This is a genomic window from Burkholderia savannae (assembly GCF_001524445.2).
Lineage (GTDB): Bacteria > Pseudomonadota > Gammaproteobacteria > Burkholderiales > Burkholderiaceae > Burkholderia > Burkholderia savannae.
The window spans coordinates 349,556-375,019 of sequence record NZ_CP013417.1; the positions used below are offsets into that span (position 1 = coordinate 349,556).

The following is a 25,464-nucleotide window of genomic DNA, read 5'->3' on the forward strand; positions in this document are numbered from 1 at the left end:
TGACGGAGACGCCCGCGATGGGAAACGAATTGCAGCATCGCACGGTGCTGTTGGACGAAGCGGTCGATGCGCTCGTGACGCGGCCCGACGGCGTGTACGTCGACGGCACGTTCGGACGCGGCGGCCATAGCCGCGCGGTGCTCGCGCGCTTGGGCGAAGCGGGGCGGCTGATTGCGTTCGACAAGGACCCGCGCGCGATCGAGACGGCGAAGGGCATCGAGGACGCGCGCTTCGAGATCGTCCACGACAGCTTCGCGGCGCTGAAGGGTGCGCTCGACGCGCGCGGAGTGGGGCGGGTGTCGGGCGTGTTGCTGGACCTGGGCGTGTCGTCGCCGCAGGTGGATGATCCGCAGCGGGGTTTCAGTTTCCGCGCGAACGGCCCGCTCGACATGCGGATGGACCCGACGCGCGGCGAGTCGGCGGCCGAGTGGCTCGCGCGGGCGTCGGTGCAGGAATTGACGGAGGTGATACGAGATTATGGGGAAGAACGGTTTGCTTTTCAGATTGCAAAGGCGATTGTTGCTCGCCGGGCAGAGTCCGGCCGTCTCGGGCCTCTCGACAGCACGGGCGAGCTTGCCGAAATCGTGGGTCACGTCGTCAAGACCCGTGAGAAGGGCAAGGACCCGGCAACCCGCACCTTTCAAGCTATACGGATTCACGTCAATCAAGAGCTTGCGGACCTGCAAGTCGTTCTAGAGGCAGCACTGTCGTTGTTGGAGCAAGGGGGGCGGCTGGTGGTCATCAGCTTTCATTCGCTCGAGGACCGGATCGTCAAGCGATTCATGCAGACGCACGCCAGCGCGCCTGCGGTCGACCGCCGCCTGCCGATCCGCGCCGTCGATCTGCCCAGCCCGCCGCTCAAGCTGCTCGGCCGGAAGTTTCCGAGCGACGCGGAAGTCGTGGCCAATCCGCGTGCCCGTTCGGCGGTGATGCGCATCGCGGAGCGCGTCGCGCCATGAGCCGCCTCAACATCTTCCTGCTGATCATCGTGATGGGATGCGCGCTGTCGGTCGTCAATTCGACCAACCAGCAGCGGCAGATCTTCATTCAATTGCAGCGCGCGCAATCGCAGGAGCATCAGCTTCAGCAGGACTACGCGCAGCTTCAGTATCAGCAGAGCGCGCTGTCGAAGACGTCGCGCATCGAGCAGCTCGCGACGAGCTCGCTGAAGATGCAGTCGATCACGACGGGGCGCACGCAGTACCTGACGCTCGCGCCCGGCGCGGCGAAGGCCGTCGACGCGCCGCTGCCGGCGTCCGCCGCGTCGCAGGGGGGCGCGCGATGAAGCCCGCGTCGAAGCGCACGCAAGGCGTGAAGTTCGCATCGAGCCCGGTGCTGTCGGTCCATCTGCCGATGTGGCGCTCGAAGCTCGTCGTGTTCATGCTGTTCATGGCGTTCGTCGCGCTCGCGATCCGCGCGTTCTGGATTCAGGGGCCCGGCAACGCGTTCTATCAGAAACAGGGCGAAAGCCGCTATCAGCGCACGCTCGAATTGCCGGCGACGCGCGGCAAGATCCTCGATCGCAACGGCCTCGTGCTGGCGACGAGCCTGCCCGTGCGCGCGATCTGGGCGATTCCCGCCGACGTGCCCGACGATCTCGGCGCGGACAAGCTCGACGCGCTCGGCAAGCTGCTCGGGATGACGGCGAAGGAGCTGAAGACGAAGCTGTCGGAGGACAAGACTTTCGTCTACGTGAAGCGCCAGGTGCCGCTCGACGTCGCCGACCAGGTCGCGAAGCTCGACATTCCCGGCATCTATCAGCGTGCCGAGTACAAGCGCTTCTATCCGGAAGGCGAGATCACCGCGCACCTGATCGGCTTCACGAACGTCGAGGACGAAGGGCAGGAGGGCGTCGAGCTCGCCGACCAGAAGATGCTCGTCGGCACGCCGGGCAGCCGCCACGTGATCAAGGACCGCGTCGGGCACATCGTCGAGGACGTCGACGCGCAGGTGCCGCCGCACAACGGCGACGACGTCGATCTGTCGATCGACAGCAAGATCCAGTACATCACGTATACGAATCTGAAGGCGGCCGTCGAGAAGTTTCACGCGAAGGCGGGCGCGGCGATGGTGATCGACGTGCAGACGGGCGAGGTGCTGTCGCTCGTCAATTATCCGACGTACAACCCGAACGATCGCTCGCACCTGACGGGCGAGCAGTTGCGCAACCGCGTGCTGACCGACGTGTTCGAGCCGGGCTCGATCATGAAGCCGTTCACGGTGTCGCTCGCGCTCGATCTGCATCGCGTGACGCCGAACACGCTCGTCGACACGGGCAACGGCCACTTCGTGCTCGACGGCGCGCCGATCACCGACGATTCGGGTTTCGGCACGCTGACGGTGGGCGGCGTGATCCAGAAATCGAGCAACATCGGCGCGACGAAGATCGCGATGACGATGAAGCCCGAGGAAATGTGGAATATGTATGCGGGCATCGGGCTCGGGCAGGCGCCGAAGGTCGGGTTCCCCGGCGCGGCGGCGGGCCGGCTGCGTCCGTGGAAGAACTGGCGGCGGATCGAGCAGGCGACGATGTCGTACGGCTACGGCCTGTCGGTGTCGCTGTTCCAGCTCGCGCGCGCGTACACCGCGATCGCGCACGACGGCGAGCTGATGCCCGTTACGATCTTCAAGACGAGCGACGCGCAGCCGGCGACCGGGCCGCGCATCTTCTCGCCGACGACCGCGCGCGAAGTGCGCACGATGCTCGAATCCGTCGTGTCGCCGCAGGGCACGTCGCCGAACGCGGCGGTGCCGGGCTACCGCGTCGGCGGCAAGAGCGGCACCGCTTACAAGCAGGTCGGCCGCGGCTATGATCACAAGAAGTATCGTGCGTCGTTCGTCGGGATGGCGCCGATGCCGAATCCGCGCATCGTCGTCGCGGTGTCGGTCGACGAGCCTACGATGGGCGGCCACTTCGGCGGCCAGGTGTCAGGCCCCGTGTTCTCCGCGATCGTCGGCGACACGCTGCGCGCGCTGAACGTGCCGCCCAACATGCCGGTCAAGCAGCTTGTCGTGTCGGACGATATGGCGAACTCAGCCGCCCCGCAGAAGCTGGCCGCGAACGCGCCGGCGAAGCACATGATCGTGTCGAGCACGACACACAACCGTCCTGGAGTAGTTCGATGAGCGCCGCGCGCAGTTCTCATCCGGCGCACCAACAGATCGCAGCCGCGCTCGCGTGGCTGCGCGCGCATGCCGCGTCCGGCGCGCAATTGCATGCCGACACGCGCAGCCTGCAAGCAGGCGACATATTCGTCGCCTATGCGGTCGACGGCGCGGACAATCGTCCGTTCATTGCCGACGCGCTCGCGCGCGGCGCGGCGGCCGTGCTGTATCAGCCGGAAGGGTTCTCGGCCGAAGGTCTCGACCCCGCGACGTCGCTCGCCGTGCCCGCGCTCGACGAGCTCGCGGGCGACATCGCGAGCGGCTGGTACGGCGATCCGAGCGATGCGCTGTTCACGGTCGGCGTGACGGGCACGAACGGCAAGACGTCGTGCACGCAATGGATCGCGACCGCGCTCACCGCGTTGCGCGAGCCGTGCGCGGTGATCGGCACGCTCGGCAGCGGGATGCCCGGACAGCTCGTGCACACGGGCTTCACGACGCCGGACGCGCCGCAACTGCAGCGCAGCCTCGCGCAGCTGCGCGGCGCGGGCGCGCAGGCCATTGCGATGGAAGTGTCGTCGCACGCGCTGCACCAGGGGCGCGTGAACGGCACCGCGTTCGACGTCGCGGTGTTCACGAACCTGACGCAGGATCACCTCGATTACCACCGCACGTTCGAGGCTTACGAGGCGGCGAAGACGAAGCTCTTCGCGTGGCGCGGGCTGCGCGTCGCGATCGTCAATCGCGACGATCCGGCCGGCCGCCGCCTGCTCGCGAATCTCGCCGGCCGCGTGCGGACGATCGCGTACGGGATCGGCGCGCGGCCGCGAGCGGCGGACGCCGATCGCGAGCTCGTCGCGACGAACGTGCGCGCGACCGCGACGGGCACCGCATTTCATCTGAGCTCGTCGTGGGGCGAAGCGGACGTCGAAGTCGGCACGCTCGGCGCGTTCAACGTGAGCAATCTGCTCGCGGTGCTCGGCACGCTGCTCGTGGCCGACGTGCCGCTCGACGCGGCGCTCGCGGAAATCCAGAAGCTCGAATCGGTCAACGGGCGGATGCAGCGGCTCGGCGGGCGGCTTCAGAACGACGAGCCACTCGTCGTCGTCGACTACGCGCACACGCCGGACGCGCTCGAGAAGACGCTCGACGCGCTGCGCCCGATCGCGCAAGCGCGCGGCGGCGAGCTCGTCTGCATGTTCGGCTGCGGCGGCGACCGCGACGCGACCAAGCGCCCGCTGATGGGCGCGATCGCCGAGCGGCTCGCGGACAAGGTCGTCGTGACGAGCGACAACCCGCGCAGCGAGAATCCGCAGACGATCATCGACCAGATCGCCGCCGGCATGCAGGACGCCGCGAAGGCGCGCCGCATCGAGGACCGCGCGAGCGCGATCCTGCAGGCGGTGCGCGGCGCCGCGCGCGAGGACGTCGTGCTGCTGGCCGGCAAGGGGCACGAGGCGACGCAGGAAATCATGGGCAAGAAGCGCACGTTCTCCGATCAGGATCATGCGCGCCTCGCGCTCGCCGCGCGCACGACGCAGACTCGCGGAGGCGGCGAATGACGATGCTGACCTTGCGCGAAGCCGCGGCGATGATTCCCGGCGCGACGGTGCTCGGCGACGAGCGCGCGTCGTTCGAGCGGGTGTCGACGGACAGCCGCACGGCGGGGCCGGGCGATCTGTTCGTCGCGCTGAAGGGCGAGCGCTTCGACGCGCACGATTTCGTCGGCGACGTGGCCGCGCGCGGCGCGAGCGCCGCGATCGTATCGCGCAGCCCGGCCGAATGGAACCTGCCCGCGCTGAAGGTTGCCGATACGCGCGCCGCGCTCGGCGCGCTCGCGCACGGCTGGCGGATGCGCTTTTCGATGCCGCTCGTCGCGGTCACGGGCAGCAACGGCAAGACGACCGTGAAGGAGATGATCGCGTCGATCTTCGCGGCGGCGGTCGGCGATGACGCGCGCCTTGCGACCTCGGGCAACTTCAACAACGACGTCGGCCTGCCGCTCACGCTGCTGCGCCTCACCGCCGCGCACCGGCTCGCGGTCGTCGAGCTCGGGATGAATCATCCGGGCGAGACGGAAACGCTCGCGCGCATTGCCGCGCCGACGGTCGCGCTCGTGAACAACGCGCAGCGCGAGCATCAGGAATTCATGGCGACGGTCGAGGCGGTCGCGCTCGAGCACGCGGCCGTCATCCACGCGCTCGGCCCGGACGGCGTCGCGGTGTTTCCGGCCGACGACGCGTACGCGGGCATCTGGCGCGTCGCGGCGACCGGCAACCGGATCGTCGACTTCGCGCTGCACGGCGCCGGGCGCGACACGCCCGCCGCGGTGACGGGCGCGCTCGACGGCAGCCGGCTCGCGATCGCGACGCCCGGCGGCCGCGTCGACGTGCAGCTCAACGCGCTCGGCGAGCACAACGCGCGCAACGCGCTCGCCGCGGCGGCGGCGGCGCTCGCGGCCGGCGTGCCGCCCGCGGCGATCAAAGCGGGGCTCGAGGCGTTCGTGCCCGTGAAGGGGCGGCTGCAGGTGACGCGCGCGACCATCGGCTCGCTCGCGGGCGCGACGGTGATCGACGACACCTACAACGCGAACCCCGATTCGATGCGCGCCGCGATCGACGTGCTCGCCGCGCAATCGGCGCCGCGCGTGCTCGTGATCGGCGAGATGGGCGAAGTCGGCGACGATGGGCCGGCGTTTCATCGCGAGATCGGCGGCTATGCGCGCGAGCGCGGGATCGACGCGCTTTTCGCGCTCGGCGCGGCCACGCTGCCCGCGTGCGAGGCGTACGGCGGGGCCGCGCGCCACTTCGACGACGCGGCGGCGCTGACCGCCGCGCTGCTCGCCGCGAGCTTCGGCGCGCACGCGACGCTCCTCGTGAAGGGCTCGCGGTTCATGAAGATGGAGCGCGTCGTCGGCGCGCTCGCGAACGAAACCGCGCCGGGCGCAGCGCCCGGCGCACACTGAGGAAGGAAGTAAGCATGCTGCTGGCGTTGGCGCAATGGCTGCAAGGTGACGCAAGCTTTTTGCGCTTGTTCACGTATCTGACGTTCCGGGCGGTGATGGCCACCATCACGGCGCTCGTGATCGGTCTCGTCTGCGGCCCGTGGGTGATTCGCAAGCTCACGCAGATGAAGGTCGGCCAGGCGGTGCGCAAGGACGGCCCGCAGACGCACCTCGTGAAATCCGGCACGCCGACGATGGGCGGCGTGCTGATCCTGATCGGCATCGCGGTCGCGACGTTGCTCTGGGGCGATCTGACGAACCGCTTCATCTGGATCGTGATGCTCGTCACGTTCGGCTTCGGCGTGATCGGCTGGGTCGACGATTATCGCAAGGTCGTCTACAAGGACCCGCGCGGCATGTCGTCGCGCGAAAAGTATTTCTGGCAATCGGTGATCGGCCTGTTCGCGGCCGTCTATCTCGCGTTCAGCGTGTCCGAGGCGAGCAACGTGCGCGTGTTCGACCTGTTCATGGCGTGGGTGCGGAGCGGCTTGTCGATGGGGCTGCCCGCGCGCGCCGACCTGATGTTGCCGTTCCTGAAGTCGATCAGCTATCCGCTCGGCGTCTGGGGCTTCATCGCGCTCACCTATTTCGTGATCGTCGGCGCGAGCAACGCGGTGAACCTGACCGACGGGCTCGACGGCCTCGTGATCATGCCGGTGGTGCTCGTCGGCGCGTCGCTCGGCGTGTTCGCGTACGTGATGGGCAGCGCCGTCTATTCGAAATATCTGCTGTTTCCGCATATTCCGGGCGCGGGCGAGCTGCTGATCTTCTGCTCGGCGATGGGCGGCGCCGGGCTCGCGTTCCTTTGGTACAACACGCACCCGGCGCAGGTGTTCATGGGCGACGTCGGCGCGCTCGCGTTGGGCGGCGCGCTCGGCACGGTCGCCGTGATCGTCCGGCAGGAAATCGTGCTGTTCATCATGGGCGGCATCTTCGTCGCGGAGACGCTGTCCGTGATGCTGCAGGTCACGTGGTTCAAGTACACGAAAAAGCGTTACGGCGAGGGGCGGCGCATCTTCAAGATGGCGCCGCTGCATCACCATTTCGAGTTGTCGGGCTGGAAGGAAACGCAAGTGGTGGTGCGCTTCTGGATCATCACGTTGATGTTGTGCCTGTTCGGTTTGTCCACCCTCAAGCTGCGGTAAAGGGAAGGTAAGGATGTTTGGCGAGATGTTCGGAGATCGGCGGCGGCCGATGGTGCTCGTGCTGGGGCTCGGCGAATCGGGCCTCGCGATCGCGCGGTGGTGCGCGAGGCATGGGTGCCGGCTGCGCGTCGCCGATACGCGCGAGGCGCCGCCCAACCTTGCCGCGTTGACGGCCGCCGGGATCGACGCCGAATTTGTCGGCGGCGCGTTTTCGCCGGCGCTCATCGACGGCGGGATCGAGCTCGTCGCGCTGAGCCCCGGGCTGTCGCCGCTCGCCGGCGATCTCGCGCCGCTTCTCGCCGCCGCGCGCGAGCGGGGCATTCCCGTGTGGGGCGAGCTCGAATTCTTCGCGCAGGCGCTCGGCACGCTCGGCGCGAACGGTTACGCGCCGAAGGTGATCGCGATCACCGGCACGAACGGCAAGACCACGACGACGAGCCTCGCGGGCCTGTTGTGCGAGCGCGCGGGCAAGAAGGTCGCGGTTGCGGGCAACATCAGCCCGGCGATGCTCGACAAGCTGACCGAGGCGATCGACGCGGCCGCGCTGCCGGACGTGTGGGTGCTCGAGCTGTCGAGCTTCCAGCTCGAAACCGCGCACACGTTCGCGCCCGACGCCGCGACGATCCTCAACATCACGCAGGACCACCTCGACTGGCACGGCGGCTTCGCCGCGTACGCGGCCGCGAAAGGGCGGATCTTCGGGCCGCGCACGGCGCGCGTGCTCAACCGCGACGACGCCGAAGTGATGAAGTTCGCGCCGCTCGCGGCGGCGGCCGACGCGCCGCGCGCGATCACGTTCGGCCTGAACGAGCCGGCCGCCGACGGCGATTACGGGCTGCTGCGCGAGAACGGGATCGCCTGGCTCGTCGAGGCGGTCGATCGCGACGCGGCCGATGCGCCCGCCGCGCCGTCGCGCCGCCGCAAGCAGGAAGCGGCGAACCCGCCCGACATCGCGCTGAAGCGCCTGATGCCCGCCGACGCGTTGCGCATCCGCGGGCTGCACAACGCGGCGAACGCGCTCGCCGCATACGCGCTTGCGCGCGCGATCGACCTGCCGGCCGCGCCGCTTTTGCACGGCCTGCGCGAATACCGCGGCGAGCCGCACCGCGTCGAAGTGATCGCGACGCTCGACGGCGTCGATTACGTCGACGACAGCAAGGGCACGAACGTCGGCGCGACGGTCGCGGCGCTCGACGGCCTCGCGCAGCGCGCGGTGTTGATCGCGGGCGGCGACGGCAAGGGCCAGGATTTCGAGCCGCTCGCGGCGCCCGTCGAGCGGTGGTGCCGGGCGGTGATGCTGATCGGCCGCGACGCGCCCGCGCTTCGCGCGGCGCTCGCCGATACAGGCGTGCCGCTTGCCGATCACGCGACGCTCGACGCCGCGGTGCGCGCGGCGAGCGCGCTCGCGCAGCCGGGCGACGCGGTGCTGCTGTCGCCCGCGTGCGCGAGCCTCGACATGTTCCGGAATTACGCGCATCGGGCCGAGGTGTTCCACGGCGCGGTGGAAGACATCGCCTTGGAAAAAGGAACGACGCTATGAGCTGGTCCGATCGCCTCGTTTCCCGCTTCAACGGCACGCGCGACGCGGGCGGCGGCGCGCCGCGCACCGCCGCGCGGGCGGCCTCGGGCGCGCGCGCGGCGGCGGTCGGGCTCGCGAGCGTCGTCAACGGCGCGCGCCCGACCCGCTCGCGGATGCTCGATTTCGATTACTCGTTGCTATGGGTGTCGATCGCGCTCCTCGGCCTTGGCGTCGTGATGGTGTATTCGGCGTCGATCGCGATGCCGGATTCGCCGAAATACGCGTCGTATCACGATTACGCGTTCCTGCTGCGCCACTGCGTGTCGCTCGTCGTCGCGTTCGTCGCGGCGGTGATCGCGTTCCGCGTGCCGGTGTCGACATGGGACAAGTACGCGCCGCATCTCTTCCTGATCGCGCTCGTCGGCCTCGTGATCGTGCTGATTCCGCACGTCGGCAAGGGCGTGAACGGCGCGCGCCGCTGGATTCCGCTCGGCATCACGAACATGCAGCCGTCGGAAATCATGAAGCTCGCGGTGACGATCTACGCGGCGAACTACACGGTGCGCAAGCAGGAGTACATGCAGAGCTTCGCGAAGGGCTTCCTGCCGATGGCGTGCGCGGTCGGCCTCGTCGGCGCGCTGCTGCTGCTCGAGCCGGACATGGGCGCGTTCATGGTGATCGCCGCGATCGCGATGGGCGTGCTGTTCCTCGGCGGCGTGAACGGCAAGCTGTTCGGCGGCCTTGTCGCGACGGCGGTCGGCACCTTCACGATGCTCGTGTGGCTGTCGCCGTGGCGGCGCGAGCGGATTTTCGCGTACCTCGATCCGTGGGACGAGCGCTACGCGCAAGGCAAGGCGTATCAGCTCACGCATTCGCTGATCGCGTTCGGGCGCGGCGAATGGTTCGGCGTCGGCCTGGGCGGCAGCGTCGAAAAGCTCAACTACCTGCCGGAAGCGCACACCGACTTCATTCTGGCGGTGATCGGCGAGGAGCTCGGCTTCGTCGGCGTGCTCGTCGTGATCCTGCTGTTCTACTGGATCGTGCGCCGCGCATTCGAGATCGGCCGCCAGGCGCTCGCGCTCGATCGCACGTTCGCAGGGTTGATGGCGAAGGGCGTCGGCATCTGGTTTGGCGCGCAGGCGTTCATCAACATGGGCGTGAATCTCGGCCTTTTGCCGACCAAGGGGCTCACGCTGCCGCTCGTGAGCTACGGCGGCTCGGGCATTCTGCTCAACTGCGTCGCGCTCGCGGTGTTGCTGCGCGTCGATTATGAAAATCGGGTGCTGATGCGCGGAGGCAAGGTATGACCTCTCGGCGCACGCTGATGGTGATGGCCGGCGGCACCGGGGGCCACGTGTTCCCGGGGCTCGCGGTCGCGCATCGGATGGAGGCGCAGGGCTGGCGCGTCGTGTGGCTCGGCAATCCGGCCGGCATGGAAGCGACGCTCGTGCCGAAGCACGGCATCCCGATGGAGTATGTGCGCTTCGGCGGGCTGCGCGGCAAGGGCCTGAAGACGAAGCTCGCGCTGCCGCTCAATCTGCTGCGCGCGTGCACGCAGAGCCTGCAGGCGCTGCGCCGCGTGAAGCCCGACGTCGTGCTCGGCATGGGCGGCTACATCACGTTCCCGGCGGGGCTGATGACCGTGCTGACGGGCCGTCCGCTCGTGCTGCACGAACAGAATTCGATCGCGGGCCTGACGAACAAGGTGCTCGCGAAGCTCGCGAAGCGCGTGCTCGTCGCGTTTCCGGGCGCGCTGCCGGGCGCCGAATGGACGGGCAACCCGATTCGCGCGGAACTTGCGCGCACGGAACCGCCCCAGGCGCGCTACGCGGCGCGCAGCGGGAAACTGAAGCTGCTCGTCGTCGGCGGCAGCCTGGGCGCGGCCGCGCTGAACGAAGTCGTGCCGCGCGCGCTCGCGCTCCTCGCGCCGAACGAGCGGCCGCAAGTCGTGCATCAGGCGGGCGCGAAGCACATCGATACGCTGAAGGAGAACTACGAAACCGCGGGCCTCGCGTGCGGCAGCGACGTCGCGCTCGTGCCGTTCATCGACGACATGGCGTCCGCCTACGCGAATGCGGATCTCGTGATCTGCCGCTCGGGCGCGATGACGGTCGCGGAGATCGCGGCGGTCGGGGTGGCGGCGCTGTTCGTGCCGTTCCCGCACGCGGTCGACGATCATCAGACGACCAACGCCGAGTTCCTTGCCGAGCAAGGTGCGGCGGTGCTCGTGCAACAACGCGACCTGTCGGCCGAGCTGCTCGCCGACTGGTTGCGCGGCCAGTCGCGGGAATCGCTCGCGGCGATGGCCGAACGTTCGCGCTCGCTCGCGAAGCCGGACGCCACCGACGAAGTCGCGCGCGTGTGCGCGGCGGTGGCGGGCGCGAACCTGGAAGGAAAGCAATGAAACACATCGTCAAACACATTCATTTCGTCGGGATCGGCGGCGCGGGCATGAGCGGCATCGCCGAAGTGCTCGTGAACCTGGGCTATCAGGTGAGCGGCTCCGATCTCGCGCGCAACGCGGTGACCGAACGCCTCGAGGCGCTCGGCGCGCGCGTGTCGATCGGCCACGATGCGGCGAACATCGAAGGCGCGAACGCGGTGGTCGTGTCGACCGCGGTGCGCTCGGACAACCCCGAAGTGCTCGCCGCTCGCCATTTGCGTGTGCCGATCGTGCCGCGCGCGGTGATGCTCGCGGAGCTGATGCGCCTGAAGCAGGGGATCGCGATCGCCGGCACGCACGGCAAGACCACGACGACGAGCCTCGTCGCGAGCGTGCTCGCGGCAGGCGGGCTCGATCCGACGTTCGTGATCGGCGGGCGCCTCACGAGCGCCGGCGCGAACGCGCGGCTCGGCACGGGCGACTTCATCGTCGCGGAAGCCGACGAATCGGACGCGTCGTTCCTGAACCTGTATCCGGTGATCGAGGTCATCACGAACATCGACGCCGATCACATGGATACCTACGGCCACGACTTCGCGCGGCTCAAGCAGGCGTTCATCGAATTCACGCAGCGGCTGCCGTTCTACGGCAGCGCGGTCGTGTGCATCGACGACGCGAACGTGCGGCAGATCGTGCCGCTGATCTCGAAGCCCGTCGTGCGCTACGGCTTCGCGGCGGATGCGCAGGTGCGCGCGGAGAACGTCGAGGCGCGCGACGGCCGGATGCACTTCACGGTGCTGCGCGAAGGGCGCGAGCCGCTGCCCGTCGTGCTGAACATGCCCGGCCTGCACAACGTGCAGAACGCGCTCGCCGCGATCGCGATCGCGACCGATCTCGACGTGGCCGATGCGGCGATCCAGCAGGCGCTCGAGGAATTCAACGGCGTCGGCCGGCGCTTCCAGCGCTACGGCGAGATCGCGGTCGCGGGCGGCGGCGCGTACACGCTGATCGACGACTACGGCCACCATCCGGTCGAGATGGCGGCGACGATCGCGGCCGCGCGCGGCGCGTTCCCGGGCCGCCGGCTCGTGCTCGCGTTCCAGCCGCATCGCTATACGCGCACGCGCGACTGCTTCGACGATTTCGTCAACGTGCTGTCGACCGTCGACGCGCTCGTGCTGACCGAGGTGTACGCGGCGGGCGAGGCGCCGATCGCGACCGCGAACGGCGAGGCGCTGTCGCGCGCGCTGCGCGCGGCGGGCAAGGTCGATCCGGTGTTCGTCGCGACGGTCGACGAGGTGCCGGACGCGCTCGCGAAGGTCGCGCTCGCGGGCGACGTGGTGATCACGATGGGTGCGGGCTCGATCGGCGGGGTGCCGGGCAAGCTCGCGCAAGACACGCAACAGAAGGGATGACATGAGCGGGATCGATCCGAAACGTTTCGGCAAGGTGGCGGTGCTGCTCGGCGGGGAATCCGCCGAGCGCGAGGTGTCGCTGAACTCCGGCCGGCTGGTGCTGCAGGGCTTGCGCGACGCGGGCATCGACGCGCATCCGTTCGATCCGGCGGAGCGGCCGCTCGCGGCGCTCAAGGACGAAGGCTTCGAGCGCGCGTTCAACGCGCTGCACGGCGGCTACGGCGAGAACGGCCAGATCCAGGGCGCGCTCGATTTCTACGGCATCCGCTACACGGGCAGCGGCGTGCTCGGCTCGGCGCTCGGGCTCGACAAGTTCCGCACGAAGCTCGTCTGGCAGCAGACGGGCATCCCGACGCCGCCGTTCGAGACGGTGCTGCGCGGCGACGATTACGCGGCGCGCGCGCAGGACATCGTCGCGAAGCTCGGCGTGCCGCTCTTCGTGAAGCCGGCGAGCGAGGGATCGAGCGTCGCGGTCGAAAAGGTGAAAAGCGCCGATGCGTTGCCCGCCGCACTGGAAGAAGCGGCGAAGCACGACAAGATCGTGATCGTCGAGAAGAGCATCGAAGGCGGCGGCGAGTACACCGCGTGCATCGCCGCGGATCTCGATCTGCCGCTCATCAAGATCGTGCCCGCGGGCGAGTTCTACGACTATCACGCGAAGTACATCGCGAACGACACGCAATACCTGATTCCGTGCGGCCTCGACGCCGCGCAGGAAGCGCAGTTCAAGCGCCTCGCGCGCCGCGCGTTCGACGTGCTCGGCTGCACGGACTGGGGCCGCGCGGACTTCATGCTCGACGCCGCGGGCAACCCGTATTTCCTGGAAGTGAACACCGCGCCGGGGATGACCGATCACTCGCTGCCGCCGAAGGCGGCGCGCGCGGTCGGCATCAGCTACTCGGAGCTGGTGGTGAAGGTGCTTTCGCTCACGCTCGATTGATGCAGGACCGGACTTGAACCATGTGGAATAACGTTCGCCAACTCAACCTTGCCGCCAGCGCGTTGTACGCGCTGCTGCTGCTCGTGTTGGCGGCGGCCGGCTGCTACTGGCTGATCCAGCGCCCGGCATTCGCACTGCGCGAAATCCGGATCGACGGCGACACCGAGCACATCAACGCGCCGATCGTGCGCGCGGGCGTCGTCGGGCGGCTGAAGGGCAACTTCTTCACCGTCGATCTCGATACCGCGCGGGTCGCGTTCGAGCAGATGCCGTGGGTGCGCCACGCGAGCGTGCGCCGGGTGTGGCCGAACGCGCTCGCCGTGACGCTCGAGGAATACAAGCCGCTCGGGACCTGGGGCAACGACCAGCTCGTGAGCGTCGACGGCGAGCTCTTCACCGCGAATCAGGGCGAGCTCGACGAGGAACTGCCGTCGTTCGACGGCCCCGAAGGCAGCGCGAAGGAAGTCGTCGCGCGCTATCGCGATTTCGCGAAATGGTTTGCGCCGATCCGCGCGACGCCGGAGGAAGTGACGCTGTCGCCGCGCTACGCATGGACGGTGAAGCTGTCGAACGGCATGCAGGTCGAGCTCGGCCGGGAGCGCAACGGCGATTCGCTGCCCGACCGCGTTCAGCGCCTCGTCGCCGCGTGGCCGTCCGTCACGCAGCGCTGGGGCAGCGACATCGAGTACGCGGATCTGCGCTATCCGAACGGATTCGCGATCCGCGCGGCGGGCATGCGGTTCCTGACCGACACCGACAAGGGCAAGAAGTAACACGACATCACACGCAAGAGCACTCTATGAGCAAAGACTACAAGGATCTGCTGGTTGCCCTCGACATCGGCACGTCGAAGGTGGTGGCCGTCGTCGCGGAGCTGAAGGGCGAGGGCCACTATGAGGTCATCGGCCTCGGCCAGAGCGAGTCGAAGGGGCTGAAGAAAGGCGTGGTGGTGAACATCGAGGCCACCGTCCAATCGATTCAGCGCGCGCTCGAGGAAGCCGAGCTGATGGCCGACTGCAAGATCACCAACGTCTTCACGGGCATCGCCGGCAGCCACATCCGCAGCTTCAACTCGAGCGGGATGGTCGCGATCAAGGAAAAGGAAGTCACGCAGACCGACGTCGCGCGCGTGATCGAAACCGCGAAGGCGATCAACATCCCGACCGACCAGCAGGTGCTGCACATCCTCACGCAGGAATTCATCATCGACGGCCAGGAGGACGTGCGCGAGCCGATCGGCATGAGCGGCATCCGCCTCGAGGTGAAGGTGCACATCGTGACGGGCGCGGTGAGCGCCGCGCAGAACATCGTGAAGTGCGTGCGCCGCTGCGGGCTCGAAGTGAACGACCTGATCCTGCAGCCGCTCGCGTCGTCGCTCGCGGTGCTGACGGAAGACGAGAAGGATCTCGGCGTCGTGCTCGTCGACATCGGCGGCGGCACGACCGACATCGCGATCTTCGCGGAAGGCGCGATTCGCCACACGGCGGTGATTCCGATCGCGGGCGACCAGATCACGAGCGACATCGCGATGGCGCTGCGCACGCCGACGCCCGATGCGGAAGACATCAAGGTCGGCTACGGGATCGCGAAGCAGGCGCTCGCCGATCCGGACGAGATGGTGGAGGTGCCGGGCCTGGGCGAACGCGGCCCGCGCACGCTGTCGCGGCAGGCGCTCGCGGCCGTCGTCGAGCCGCGCGTCGAAGAGCTGTTCTCGCTCGTGCAGCAGGTCGTGCGCGAGTCCGGTTACGAAGAGTTACTCAGTTCCGGTGTCGTGCTCACGGGCGGGGCTGCGATGATGCCCGGCATGGTCGAGCTGGGCGAAGACATTTTTCTGAAGCCGGTGCGCATCGGCGCGCCGGAATACGCGGGCGGGCTCTCGGACGTCGTGCGCAATCCGCGCTATTCGACGGCGATGGGTCTTCTCGTCGAGGGCAGCGCTCAACGGATGCGCGGGCGCAAGGTCGCCGTGCAATCCGGTTCCGCGGGGCAGATCTTCTCGCGGATGAAGGAGTGGTTCCTCAGCAACTTCTGACGATTTCGACATTCGCGCCGGTGCCGGCGGCCGGCGCGCGACGGAGGGTTGCCCGATCTTCCGCCGAATAACGGCCGAGTAGCGGTTCTTTTCTTGACGGAGGCAATAATGGAATTCGAAATGCTGGAAACCGAAACCAACGGCACGATCATCAAGGTGATCGGCGTCGGCGGCGCAGGTGGCAACGCGGTGCAGCACATGATCAACAAGGGTGTTCAGGGCGTCGATTTCGTCGTGATGAACACCGACGCGCAGGCGCTGTCGCGCTCGCGTGCACCGTCCGTGATCCAGCTCGGCAACACCGGCCTCGGCGCCGGCGCGAAGCCGGAGATGGGCCGTGCGGCGGCCGAGGAAGCGCGCGAGCGGATCGCCGACGCGCTGCGCGGCGCGCACATGGTGTTCATCACGGCCGGCATGGGCGGCGGCACCGGCACGGGCGCGGCGCCCGTCGTCGCGCAGATCGCGAAGGAGATGGGCATTCTGACCGTCGGCGTCGTCAGCAAGCCGTTCGAATTCGAAGGCGGCAAGCGGATGCGCGTCGCGGAAGCAGGTTCGCAGCAACTGGAGGATCACGTCGACTCGCTGATCGTCGTTCTGAACGACAAGCTGTTCGAGGTGATGGGCGACGACGCCGAGATGGACAAGTGCTTCCAGTGTGCTGACGACGTGCTCAACAACGCGGTCGCGGGCATTGCCGAGATCATCAACGTCGACGGCCTCGTGAACGTCGACTTCGAAGACGTGAAGACGGTGATGGGCGAGCAAGGCAAGGCGATGATGGGCACGGCGACGGTCGCCGGCGTCGATCGCGCGCGTCTTGCGGCCGAGCAGGCGGTCGCGAGCCCGCTGCTCGAAGGCGTCGATCTGTCGGGCGCGCGCGGCGTGCTCGTCAACATCACGTCGAGCCGCTCGCTGCGTCTGTCGGAAACGCGCGAAGTGATGAACACGATCAAGAGCTACGCGGCCGACGACGCGACCGTGATCTTCGGCGCGGTGTACGACGACGCGATGGGCGACGCGCTGCGCGTGACGGTCGTCGCGACGGGCCTCGGCCGCGCGGCGAAGAAGCAGCAGTCCGCACCGATGACGCTTCTGCGCACGGGTACGGACAACCAGCCGGTCAACGCGGCGTCGCACGGCTACGCGGCTTCGCATCACGTGAGCACGAGCGACTACGGCGCGTTCGACACGCCGGCCGTGTGGCGCAATTCGCGCGAGACGGCTGCGTCGCACGTGCAGGCGCTGCAGGAGAAGGGTGTCGACACGTACGACATTCCGGCATTCCTGCGCAAGCAGGCCGACTGACGCGCGAGGCTTCGCGCCGCGCGGTTTGGCGCGGCACGAGCCGACGTGACGGATGAAACGGCTGACGACAGGCCGCGTCGCTCGCGACGCCGGGCCGGGAAAGTCGCCCGCTTCGCTTGTGCGAGGCCGGGCTGGGCCGTGTCGTCTGTTGCGAACGATCGTATCGCTATGAAGGACCAGGCATGATTCAAGTGGGCGACACGCTGTCCGACACGCAACTCTTCGAGTATCTCGACGACGCGCGCGCGGGCTGCACGCTGGGGCCGAACGCCTTTGGCGTGCGCGAGCAGGCGGCGGGCAAGCGCGTGGTGATCTTCGGATTGCCGGGCGCGTTCACGCCGACCTGCTCGGCGCAGCATGTGCCGGGCTACGTCGCGCATGCCGAGCCGTTGCGCTCGGCGGGCGTCGACGAGATCTGGTGCGTTGCCGTCAACGACGCATTCGTGATGGGCGCTTGGGGACGCGATCTGCACACCGCGGGCAAGGTGCGCATGATGGCGGACGGCAGCGCGGCTTTCACTCATTCACTGGGACTGACGCAGGACTTGTCCGCGCGTGGCATGGGAATTCGTTCCCGGCGCTATGCGATGGTGGTCGACGACGGCGTGGTCAAGACGCTCTTCGTCGAAGCGCCGGGCAAGTTCGAAGTGAGCGATGCGGCCAGCGTGCTGGCGAGTTTGACGCGTTGAAAGGCGCGTGCGGCGTTGTCTTTCGGCAACGCCGCGACGCGCCCGACACGCGGTTGTAACACGGGCCGACGACCGGGAACGCCTCCGTTCCGGGCGTCGGCCCGTCTCGCATTTGCGCAGGGTAATGCGTCGAAACACTTTGAAACGTCGATCATCACGACGCGAAATGGGGATTTACGTTATAATCTCGCCTATCGAATAAAACTCCTGATTGATATCTTCAATCAAGAAGACTTTGACCATGTTGAAGCAGCGCACCATCAAATCGATCGTCAAGACCGTCGGCATCGGCCTGCACTCGGGCCGCAAGGTCGAACTGACGCTTCGCCCCGCGGCGCCCGATACGGGCATCGTGTTCTCGCGCGTCGATCTGCCGACGCCCGTCGACATTCCGGCTTCGGCGCTGTCGATCGGCGATACGCGGCTTGCGTCCGTGCTGCAGAAGGACGGCGCGCGCGTGTCGACGGTCGAGCACCTGATGTCGGCGTGCGCGGGCCTCGGCATCGACAACCTCTACGTCGACGTGACGGCCGAGGAAATTCCGATCATGGACGGCAGCGCGGCTTCGTTCGTGTTCCTGATCCAGTCGGCCGGCATCGAAGAGCAGAACGCGGCGAAGAAGTTCATCAAGGTGACGAAGCCCGTCGAGATCCGCGACGGCGACAAGTTCGCGCGCCTCGATCCGTACTTCGGCTTCAAGCTCAAGTTCACGATCGACTTCCGTCATCCGGCCGTCGACAAGACGGGCCAGGAGCTCGAGGTCGATTTCGCGAACACGTCGTACGTGCGCGAGATCGCGCGCGCGCGCACGTTCGGCTTCGCGCACGAAGTCGAGATGATGCGCGAGCTCGGGCTCGCGCGCGGCGGCAGCATGGACAACGCGATCGTGCTCGACGAGTACCGGATTCTGAACAACGACGGGCTGCGCTACGACGACGAATTCGTGAAGCACAAGATGCTCGACGCGATCGGCGATCTGTATGTGGTCGGCCATCCGCTTCTCGCGTCATACACCGCGTACAAGTCGGGCCATGGGCTGAACAACGCGCTGCTGCGCGAGCTGCTCGCGCACGAGGACGCTTACGAGATCGTCACGTTCGACGATCCGAAGGCGGCGCCGACGGGCTTCGGCTTCGACGCCCAGACAGCGTTCGCGTGATGCATCGATGCGAGCGCGTCCCGGACGCGCGACTGCAAAAAAGCGGCCTGCGGGCCGCTTTTTTCATGGTGTCGAGTGTCTCGTGGCGTTTCGCTTGTGGCCGTGTGGATGTTCGTTGCGCGTCTCGGGGCGGCTCGATCGCGGCTGCGGGGTTGCCGCGAGATGGGCGAGGCGCCGCGCGATGCGTCAATGGGCCGCGCGTCGGGGCTCGCGGACGGCGGCGGTGCGGCCGGCAATCGGCTCCGGGGTTTTTATGCCGGGCGTGGGATGGTGGCCGTGCGCCGCGAATCGGTCAGCGCGGCGCTTTCGCGTGGCGTGCGGCCATGCGCGCGAGCGCGCTTTGCAGCGGCGACGGCTCGAGCGTGTCGGCGAGTTGGCGCAGCGCGTCGGTGCCGGCCGCCGACATCCGAGCCTGCTTGACGCGCGGCGGCTCCGGCGCGGGCTGCGGGCGCACGCGCACCTTCAGGGCGGCCACTGCCCATCCGCGCGCCTGTAGCTCCGACAGAAGCCGCGGTTCGACCTGCCGCAGCCGAGCGGCGAGCGCGTTGTGCGCGGCGAACAGCGTGAGCGCGCCGTCCTTGATGAAGCCGGGCTCGACGTGGTTCGCCAGATAATCGGGAAGCAACGCGGCCAGATCCCGCTTTAGCGCCGCGACCTGCTCGACGCCCGCGCGCAACGCGGCGAACGCGTCGGTGCGCTTGAGGACGTCGGCGGCCGCTTGCGGCCGCGACCAGTCGTTCGGACGAAATAATTGCTTCGGCGGTCGGTTCATGAGGGCAGTCGGCTGCGCCGCGTGGCTGGGCGCATGACGGGCGACCGGATGGTGGAGCGATGCGCCGATTGTACCGCGATGTCGTTCGGCGGCCGCGGGTATCGTGTTTGCCGACCGCCGACCGCCGACCGCCGACCGCCGACCGCCGACCGCCGACCGCCGACCGCCGACTGTCGGATGGCGGTCGCTTTTCGCGTTCCCGCCCGGCCGAGGCGCGCCCCATGGCGGCCGCCGCCGCCGACACCGGCGCGCCCTGGAGCGCGTGCTAAAATTCGACGTTTGAATTCACTTCTACGCTAAGCCGCCGAGGCTCGGCGCGCCGGGGAGGGCGTTCACCGCTCCGGGGCCGTTGCACCGACGCACACCCGATCCGATGACAACCGGTTTTCTTCAGAAAATTTTTGGCAGCCGCAACCAGCGGCTCGTCAAGCAATACCAAAAGACCGTCGCGGCGATCAATGCGCTCGAAACGCAGATCGAAAAGCTGACGGACGACCAGTTGCGCGGCAAGACAGGGGAGTTTCGTCAGCGCATCTCGGCCGGCGAGTCGCTCGACAAACTCCTGCCCGACGCGTTCGCCGTGTGCCGCGAAGCGAGCCGCCGCGTGCTGAAGATGCGCCACTTCGACGTGCAGCTGATCGGCGGGATGGTGCTGCACTACGGCAAGATCGCCGAAATGCGCACGGGCGAAGGCAAGACGCTCGTCGCGACGCTCGCCGCGTATCTGAACGCGCTCGCGGGCCGCGGCGTGCACGTCGTGACGGTCAACGACTATCTCGCGCAACGCGACGCGGAGTGGATGGGCCGGCTCTACAACTTCCTCGGGCTGTCCGTCGGCATCAACCTGTCGGGGATGGAGCACGACCAGAAGCAGGCGGCGTACGCGGCCGACATCACGTACGGCACGAACAACGAATTCGGCTTCGACTACCTGCGCGACAACATGGTCTACGAGACCGACGCGCGCGTGCAGCGGCCGCTGAACTTCGCGGTCGTCGACGAAGTGGACTCGATCCTGATCGACGAGGCGCGTACGCCGCTCATCATCTCGGGCCAGGCGGAGGATCACACCGAGCTGTACGTGCGGATGAACGCGATGCCGCCGCTCCTCGAGCGTCAGATCGGCGAGGAGAAGGCGGACGGCACGGGCGTCGAGAAGCCGGGCGACTACACGCTCGACGAGAAGGGCCGCCAGGTGTTCCTGACCGAGTCGGGCCACGAGAAGGCCGAGCGGATGCTCGCCGAATGGGGCTTGATCGGCGACGGCGAGAGCCTCTACGCGCCGCAGAACATCACGCTGATGCACCACGTGTACGCGGCGCTGCGCGCGCATACGCTGTTCCATCGCGACCAGCACTACGTCGTGCAGAACGGCGAAGTGATCATCGTCGACGAATTCACGGGCCGCCTGATGCCGGGCCGCCGTTGGTCCGACGGCCTGCATCAGGCGGTGGAGGCGAAGGAGCACGTGAAGATCCAGAGCGAGAACCAGACGCTCGCGTCGATCACGTTCCAGAACTATTTCCGGATGTACGCGAAGCTCGCCGGCATGACGGGCACGGCGGACACCGAAGCGTACGAGTTCAACGAGATCTACGGCCTCGAGACCGTCGTGATCCCGACCAACCGGCCGCCGAAGCGGATCGACAAGCAGGATCAGATCTACAAGACCGCGAAGGAGCGCTACGACGCGGTGATCCGCGACATCCGCGAATGCCATGAGCGCGGCCAGCCGGTGCTCGTCGGCACGACGTCGATCGAAAACTCGGAGCTGCTGTCGCATCTGCTCAAGCAGGCGGGCCTGCCGCACGAGGTGCTCAACGCGAAGCAGCACGCGCGCGAAGCGGCGATCGTCGCCGAGGCCGGGCGTCCGCAGCGCATCACGATCGCGACCAACATGGCGGGCCGCGGCACCGACATCGTGCTCGGCGGCAATGCCGAGAAGCAGGCGGCGTTCATCGAGGCCGACGAATCGATTCCGGCCGACGACAAGACGCGCCGGATTCAGAAGCTGCACGACGAGTGGGAAACGCTGCACGAGCAGGTGAAGGCGGCGGGCGGCCTGCACATCATCGGCACCGAGCGGCACGAATCGCGCCGGATCGACAACCAGCTGCGCGGCCGCGCGGGCCGCCAGGGCGATCCGGGCTCGTCGCGCTTCTACCTGTCGCTTGAAGATCCGCTCCTGCGCATCTTCGCGGGCGACCGCGTGCGCGCGATCATGGATCGCCTGAAGATGCCGGAAGGCGAGGCGATCGAAGCGGGCATCGTCACGCGTTCGATCGAATCGGCGCAGCGCAAGGTCGAGGCGCGCAACTTCGACATCCGCAAGCAGCTGCTCGAATACGACGACGTGTCGAACGATCAGCGCAAGGTGATCTATCAGCAGCGCAACGAATTGCTCGAGGCGCACGACATCGCCGAGACGATCGGCGCGATGCGGCACGGCGTGATGTCGGAAGTGGTCCGCCCGTTCGTGCCGGCGGGCAGCATCGAAGAGCAGTGGCAACTCCCCGAGCTCGAAGAGGCGCTGCGCAACGACTGGCAGCTCGATCTCGCGATCCAGGAAATGGTGAACGAGTCGTCGTCGATCAACGCGGACGAGATCGTCGACGCGGTCACGACGGCCGCCGACGAACACTACGAAGCGAAGGTCGCGCTCGTCGGCCGCGAGTCGTTCAGCGCGTTCGAGCGCTCGATCATGCTGCAGACGCTCGACCGCCTCTGGCGCGAGCACCTTGCGGCGCTCGACCACCTGCGCCAGGGCATCCACCTGCGCGGCTACGCGCAGAAGAACCCGAAGCAGGAGTACAAGCGCGAGGCGTTCGAGCTGTTCGCGGCGATGCTCGACGCCGTGAAGCAGGAAGTCACGCGGATCGTGATGAACGTGCAGATCCAGTCGCCCGAGCAGCTCGAGGAAGCGGCCGAGCAGATCGAGGAGCAGGGCGGCCATCTCGAGAACGTCGAATTCCAGCACGCCGATTTCGCCGCGGCTGCGGCGGGCGGCGCGGCGGTCGCGGATGCGACGGCCGAAATGGTCGGCCACGCGATGAGCCATAGCGGCCCGGCGGGCGAAGTGCCGCGGGTCGGCCGCAACGATCCGTGCCCCTGCGGCAGCGGCAAGAAGTACAAGCACTGTCACGGCAAGCTGAACTGACGTGATCGAAGGCGGCGCGCGATGAGCGCGCCGCGTCGTCTGTGCGAAAGGTTTTTCGAGGTGTGATGCGCGGCGGCGCGTGAGCGGCCGCCGGTTCTTCAATCCAATCGATGCCGGCTCGAATGCCGGCATTTTCCTTCGGGGCAGGTGCTTCAGATGGCTGTCAATTTTCCCTCGATCGATCCCGCGCAATTGCATCCCGTCGCCGGCGTGACGCTCGGCTGGGCGGAGGCGAACATTCGCAAGCCGAACCGCAAGGACGTGCTCGTCGTTTCCGTCGACGAAGGCGCGGCCGTGTCGGGCGTGTTCACCGAGAACCGCTTCTGCGCGGCGCCCGTGACGGTCTGCCGCGAGCATCTGGCGAAGGTGCGCGCGGGCGGCGCGGGCATTCGCGCGCTCGTCGTCAACACGGGCAACGCGAACGCGGGCACGGGCGAGCCGGGCCTCGCGCATGCTCGCGAGACCTGCACGGAGCTCGCGCGCCTCGCGGGCATCGCGCCCGAGCAGGTGCTGCCGTTCTCGACGGGCGTGATCCTCGAGCCGCTGCCGATCGAGCGCCTGAAGGCCGGCTTGCCCGCCGCGCTCGCGAGCCGCGCGGCGGCGAACTGGTACGACGCCGCGCAGGCGATCATGACGACCGACACGCTGCCGAAGGCGGCGTCGCGCCAGGTGACGATCGACGGCCACACGATCACGCTGACGGGCATCAGCAAGGGCGCAGGGATGATCAAGCCGAACATGGCGACGATGCTCGGCTTCCTCGCGTTCGACGCGAAGGTCGCGCAGCCGGTGCTCGACGCGCTCGTGAAGGAAGTGGCCGATCGCTCGTTCAACTGCATCACGATCGACGGCGACACGTCGACGAATGACTCGTTCATCCTGATCGCGTCGGGCAAGGCGGGCCTGCCCGAGATCGCGTCGACCGATTCGCCCGCGTACGCGGCGCTGCGCGACGCGGTGACCGCCGTTGCGCAGACGCTCGCGCAGCTCATCGTGCGCGACGGCGAAGGCGCGACGAAGTTCATGACGGTGACGGTCGAGGGCGGCAAGAGCGTGGCCGAGTGCCGCCAGATCGCGTACGCGATCGGCCACTCGCCGCTCGTGAAGACGGCGTTCTATGCGTCGGACCCGAACCTCGGCCGGATTCTCGCGGCGATCGGCTACGCGGGCGTCGCGGATCTCGACGTCGGCAAGATCGATCTCTATCTCGACGACGTGCTCGTCGCGAAGGCGGGCGGCCGCAATCCCGCGTATCTGGAAGAGGACGGCCAGCGCGTGATGAAGCAGAGCGAGATCGCGATCCGCGTGCTGCTCGGCCGCGGCGACGCGCAGGCGACGATCTGGACTTGCGATTTGTCGCACGAATACGTGAGCATCAACGCCGACTATCGTTCGTAAGCCACACGGGGGCGCGACATCATGGACCCACTCGAGCAGTTTCTCAACCGCGCCGAGGCGTTGCTTGAGCGCCTCGAAGCGATTCTTCCGCCGGCGGCTGCCGCCGTCGACTGGACGGCAGCGCTCGCTTTCCGTTGGCGCAAGCGCCAGGGGCGCGGCTATCTGCAGCCCGTCGTCGCGCGTTCGACGATCTCGCTCGACGATCTGCAGAACATCGAGCGCCAAAAGGCGCTGATCGAGCAGAACACGCGCCAGTTCGTAATCGGAAAGCCCGCGAACAACGTGCTGCTGACGGGCGCGCGCGGCACCGGCAAGTCGTCGCTGATCAAGGCGTGCCTGAACGCGTACGCGGCGGACGGGCTGCGGCTCATCGAAGTCGACAAGGAAGATCTGCACGATCTGGGCGACATCGTCGAGCTGATCGCCGCGCGTCCCGAGCGCTTCATCGTGTTCTGCGACGATCTGTCGTTCGAGGAGGGCGAATCGGGTTACAAGGCGCTCAAGGTCGCGCTCGACGGATCGGTCGCCGCGCAGTCCGACAACGTGCTGATCTACGCGACGTCGAACCGCCGCCATCTGCTGCCCGAGTACATGAGCGACAACGAGACGTACAAGCATCTGCCGGACGGCGAGATCCATCCGGGCGAGGTCGTCGAGGAGAAGATCTCTCTGTCGGAGCGTTTCGGCCTTTGGGTCAGTTTCTATCCGTTCAAGCAGGACGACTATCTGACGATCGTCGGCCATTGGCTCAAGCATTTCGGCTGCGACGACGCCGAGATTGAGGCGGCGCGCGGCGACGCGCTCGTCTGGGCGCTCGAGCGCGGCTCGCGCTCCGGCCGGGTCGCATGGCAGTTCGCGCGCGATCGCGCGGGCCGCAAGGAGAAAGTATGAGTAGCGAAGTGACGAACGGCGCGGCGCCTGCGGGCGTCGGCCGCAAGGTGACCGAAGTCGCGGTCGGCGTGCTGGTGCAGCCTGACGGCCGCTACCTGCTCGCGCAGCGGCTGCCCGGCAAGCCTTACGAGGGCTATTGGGAGTTTCCGGGCGGCAAGCTCGAGGCTGGCGAGAGTGTCGAAGAGGCGCTTGCGCGCGAGCTGCACGAGGAGCTCGGCATCGCCGTGACCGAGTGTCATCGCTGGCATACGCTCGAGCACGACTATCCGCACGCGTACGTTCGCCTGCACTTCTGCAAGGTCACGGGGTGGACGGGCGAGCCGCACAGCCGCGAAGGGCAGGCGTTCGTCTGGCAGCATCTGCCCGTCGACGTCGAGCCGCTGTTGCCCGCCGCGCTGCCCGTGCTCGAACTGCTCGCGCGCGAGCACGGCGAGACGCCGCAATAAACGTGCGCGGAACCTCGGTTCCGCAGCTTTCCTATTACCCTATTTAGTCGGCCGGACTTTTTCGGGGCGGCGATTCGCGGCACGAGCCGCGTCGGGGCCGCTTG

Annotated in this window: 21 protein-coding genes; 20 read left to right on the forward strand and 1 reads right to left on the reverse strand. The window is 67.8% G+C overall.

Annotation, left to right across the window (positions count from 1 at the left end):
* Positions 1–17: 17 nt before the first annotated feature.
* From rsmH to lpxC, 16 genes are all read left to right on the forward strand, one after another.
* Entirely contained in the window at positions 18–959 is a 942-nt protein-coding gene (gene rsmH / locus WS78_RS01895) for a 16S rRNA (cytosine(1402)-N(4))-methyltransferase RsmH (RefSeq protein ID WP_038754495.1), read from the forward strand.
* Positions 956–1,285, forward strand: a complete 330-nt coding sequence (gene ftsL, locus WS78_RS01900) for a cell division protein FtsL (RefSeq protein WP_038754492.1) — start codon at positions 956–958, stop codon at positions 1,283–1,285. Before rsmH ends, ftsL begins: the two co-directional genes overlap by 4 nt.
* Positions 1,282–3,126 carry a peptidoglycan D,D-transpeptidase FtsI family protein gene (locus tag WS78_RS01905; RefSeq protein WP_038754490.1) on the forward strand — a complete coding sequence of 615 codons (1,845 nt, stop codon included), beginning with the start codon at positions 1,282–1,284 and terminating at the stop codon, positions 3,124–3,126. The genes ftsL and WS78_RS01905 overlap by 4 nt, the downstream gene beginning before the upstream one ends.
* Complete coding sequence (locus tag WS78_RS01910; protein WP_038754487.1) at positions 3,123–4,667, forward strand: UDP-N-acetylmuramoyl-L-alanyl-D-glutamate--2,6-diaminopimelate ligase; 1,545 nt, start codon at positions 3,123–3,125, stop codon at positions 4,665–4,667. Before WS78_RS01905 ends, WS78_RS01910 begins: the two co-directional genes overlap by 4 nt.
* Positions 4,664–6,070: a UDP-N-acetylmuramoyl-tripeptide--D-alanyl-D-alanine ligase gene (locus WS78_RS01915; protein ID WP_038754485.1), complete on the forward strand. Its 1,407-nt coding sequence runs from the start codon at positions 4,664–4,666 to the stop codon at positions 6,068–6,070. Before WS78_RS01910 ends, WS78_RS01915 begins: the two co-directional genes overlap by 4 nt.
* A 14-nt stretch (positions 6,071–6,084) precedes the next feature.
* Complete coding sequence (gene mraY / locus WS78_RS01920; protein WP_006025147.1) at positions 6,085–7,254, forward strand: phospho-N-acetylmuramoyl-pentapeptide-transferase; 1,170 nt, start codon at positions 6,085–6,087, stop codon at positions 7,252–7,254.
* A 25-nt stretch (positions 7,255–7,279) separates the two neighbouring features.
* Complete coding sequence (gene murD, locus WS78_RS01925; RefSeq protein ID WP_038754556.1) at positions 7,280–8,794, forward strand: UDP-N-acetylmuramoyl-L-alanine--D-glutamate ligase; 1,515 nt, start codon at positions 7,280–7,282, stop codon at positions 8,792–8,794.
* A complete protein-coding gene (gene ftsW / locus WS78_RS01930) occupies positions 8,791–10,080 on the forward strand; it encodes a putative lipid II flippase FtsW (protein WP_059583244.1) in 1,290 nt (429 codons plus the stop codon). The genes murD and ftsW overlap by 4 nt, the downstream gene beginning before the upstream one ends.
* Positions 10,077–11,177 (forward strand): undecaprenyldiphospho-muramoylpentapeptide beta-N-acetylglucosaminyltransferase, encoded by a 1,101-nt coding sequence (gene murG, locus WS78_RS01935; RefSeq protein WP_059583247.1) that lies wholly within the window; start codon positions 10,077–10,079, stop codon positions 11,175–11,177. The genes ftsW and murG overlap by 4 nt, the downstream gene beginning before the upstream one ends.
* Positions 11,174–12,571 (forward strand): UDP-N-acetylmuramate--L-alanine ligase, encoded by a 1,398-nt coding sequence (gene murC, locus WS78_RS01940; protein ID WP_038754475.1) that lies wholly within the window; start codon positions 11,174–11,176, stop codon positions 12,569–12,571. The genes murG and murC overlap by 4 nt, the downstream gene beginning before the upstream one ends.
* 1 nt (position 12,572) lies before the next feature.
* Positions 12,573–13,511 (forward strand): D-alanine--D-alanine ligase, encoded by a 939-nt coding sequence (locus WS78_RS01945; protein ID WP_038754472.1) that lies wholly within the window; start codon positions 12,573–12,575, stop codon positions 13,509–13,511.
* 20 nt (positions 13,512–13,531) lie between these two features.
* Positions 13,532–14,284: a cell division protein FtsQ/DivIB gene (locus WS78_RS01950; RefSeq protein ID WP_038754469.1), complete on the forward strand. Its 753-nt coding sequence runs from the start codon at positions 13,532–13,534 to the stop codon at positions 14,282–14,284.
* Between the two features lie 26 nt (positions 14,285–14,310).
* Positions 14,311–15,543: a cell division protein FtsA gene (gene ftsA, locus WS78_RS01955; RefSeq protein ID WP_006025154.1), complete on the forward strand. Its 1,233-nt coding sequence runs from the start codon at positions 14,311–14,313 to the stop codon at positions 15,541–15,543.
* Positions 15,544–15,651: 108 nt separating this feature from the next.
* On the forward strand, positions 15,652–16,848 hold the full coding sequence (ftsZ, locus tag WS78_RS01965) for a cell division protein FtsZ (RefSeq protein WP_038754467.1): 1,197 nt from the start codon (positions 15,652–15,654) through the stop codon (positions 16,846–16,848).
* A gap of 182 nt (positions 16,849–17,030) precedes the next feature.
* Positions 17,031–17,537 carry a peroxiredoxin gene (locus WS78_RS01970; RefSeq protein ID WP_059583250.1) on the forward strand — a complete coding sequence of 169 codons (507 nt, stop codon included), beginning with the start codon at positions 17,031–17,033 and terminating at the stop codon, positions 17,535–17,537.
* Positions 17,538–17,778: 241 nt separating this feature from the next.
* Positions 17,779–18,696 carry a UDP-3-O-acyl-N-acetylglucosamine deacetylase gene (gene lpxC, locus WS78_RS01975; protein WP_009888790.1) on the forward strand — a complete coding sequence of 306 codons (918 nt, stop codon included), beginning with the start codon at positions 17,779–17,781 and terminating at the stop codon, positions 18,694–18,696.
* A 292-nt stretch (positions 18,697–18,988) separates the two neighbouring features.
* Here the strand turns inward: lpxC and WS78_RS01980 are convergent, their stop codons facing one another.
* Positions 18,989–19,468, reverse strand: coding sequence for a DciA family protein (locus WS78_RS01980; RefSeq protein WP_059583253.1), 480 nt, complete (start codon positions 19,466–19,468; stop codon positions 18,989–18,991).
* A gap of 373 nt (positions 19,469–19,841) precedes the next feature.
* Here WS78_RS01980 and secA point away from each other — a divergent pair, with 373 nt between their 5' ends.
* The 4 genes from secA to WS78_RS02005 all read left to right on the forward strand — a co-directional run bounded on the left by secA (position 19,842) and on the right by WS78_RS02005 (position 25,360).
* Positions 19,842–22,625, forward strand: a complete 2,784-nt coding sequence (gene secA, locus WS78_RS01990; RefSeq protein ID WP_038754458.1) for a preprotein translocase subunit SecA — start codon at positions 19,842–19,844, stop codon at positions 22,623–22,625.
* Positions 22,626–22,781: 156 nt separating this feature from the next.
* The gene (gene argJ / locus WS78_RS01995; RefSeq protein ID WP_038754455.1) at positions 22,782–24,023 is read left to right on the forward strand and encodes a bifunctional glutamate N-acetyltransferase/amino-acid acetyltransferase ArgJ; all 1,242 of its coding nucleotides are present in this window, start codon (positions 22,782–22,784) and stop codon (positions 24,021–24,023) included.
* A 21-nt stretch (positions 24,024–24,044) separates the two neighbouring features.
* A complete protein-coding gene (locus WS78_RS02000) occupies positions 24,045–24,914 on the forward strand; it encodes an ATP-binding protein (protein WP_059583256.1) in 870 nt (289 codons plus the stop codon).
* Complete coding sequence (locus WS78_RS02005; RefSeq protein ID WP_059583259.1) at positions 24,911–25,360, forward strand: NUDIX domain-containing protein; 450 nt, start codon at positions 24,911–24,913, stop codon at positions 25,358–25,360. Before WS78_RS02000 ends, WS78_RS02005 begins: the two co-directional genes overlap by 4 nt.
* Positions 25,361–25,464 lie beyond the last annotated feature (104 nt).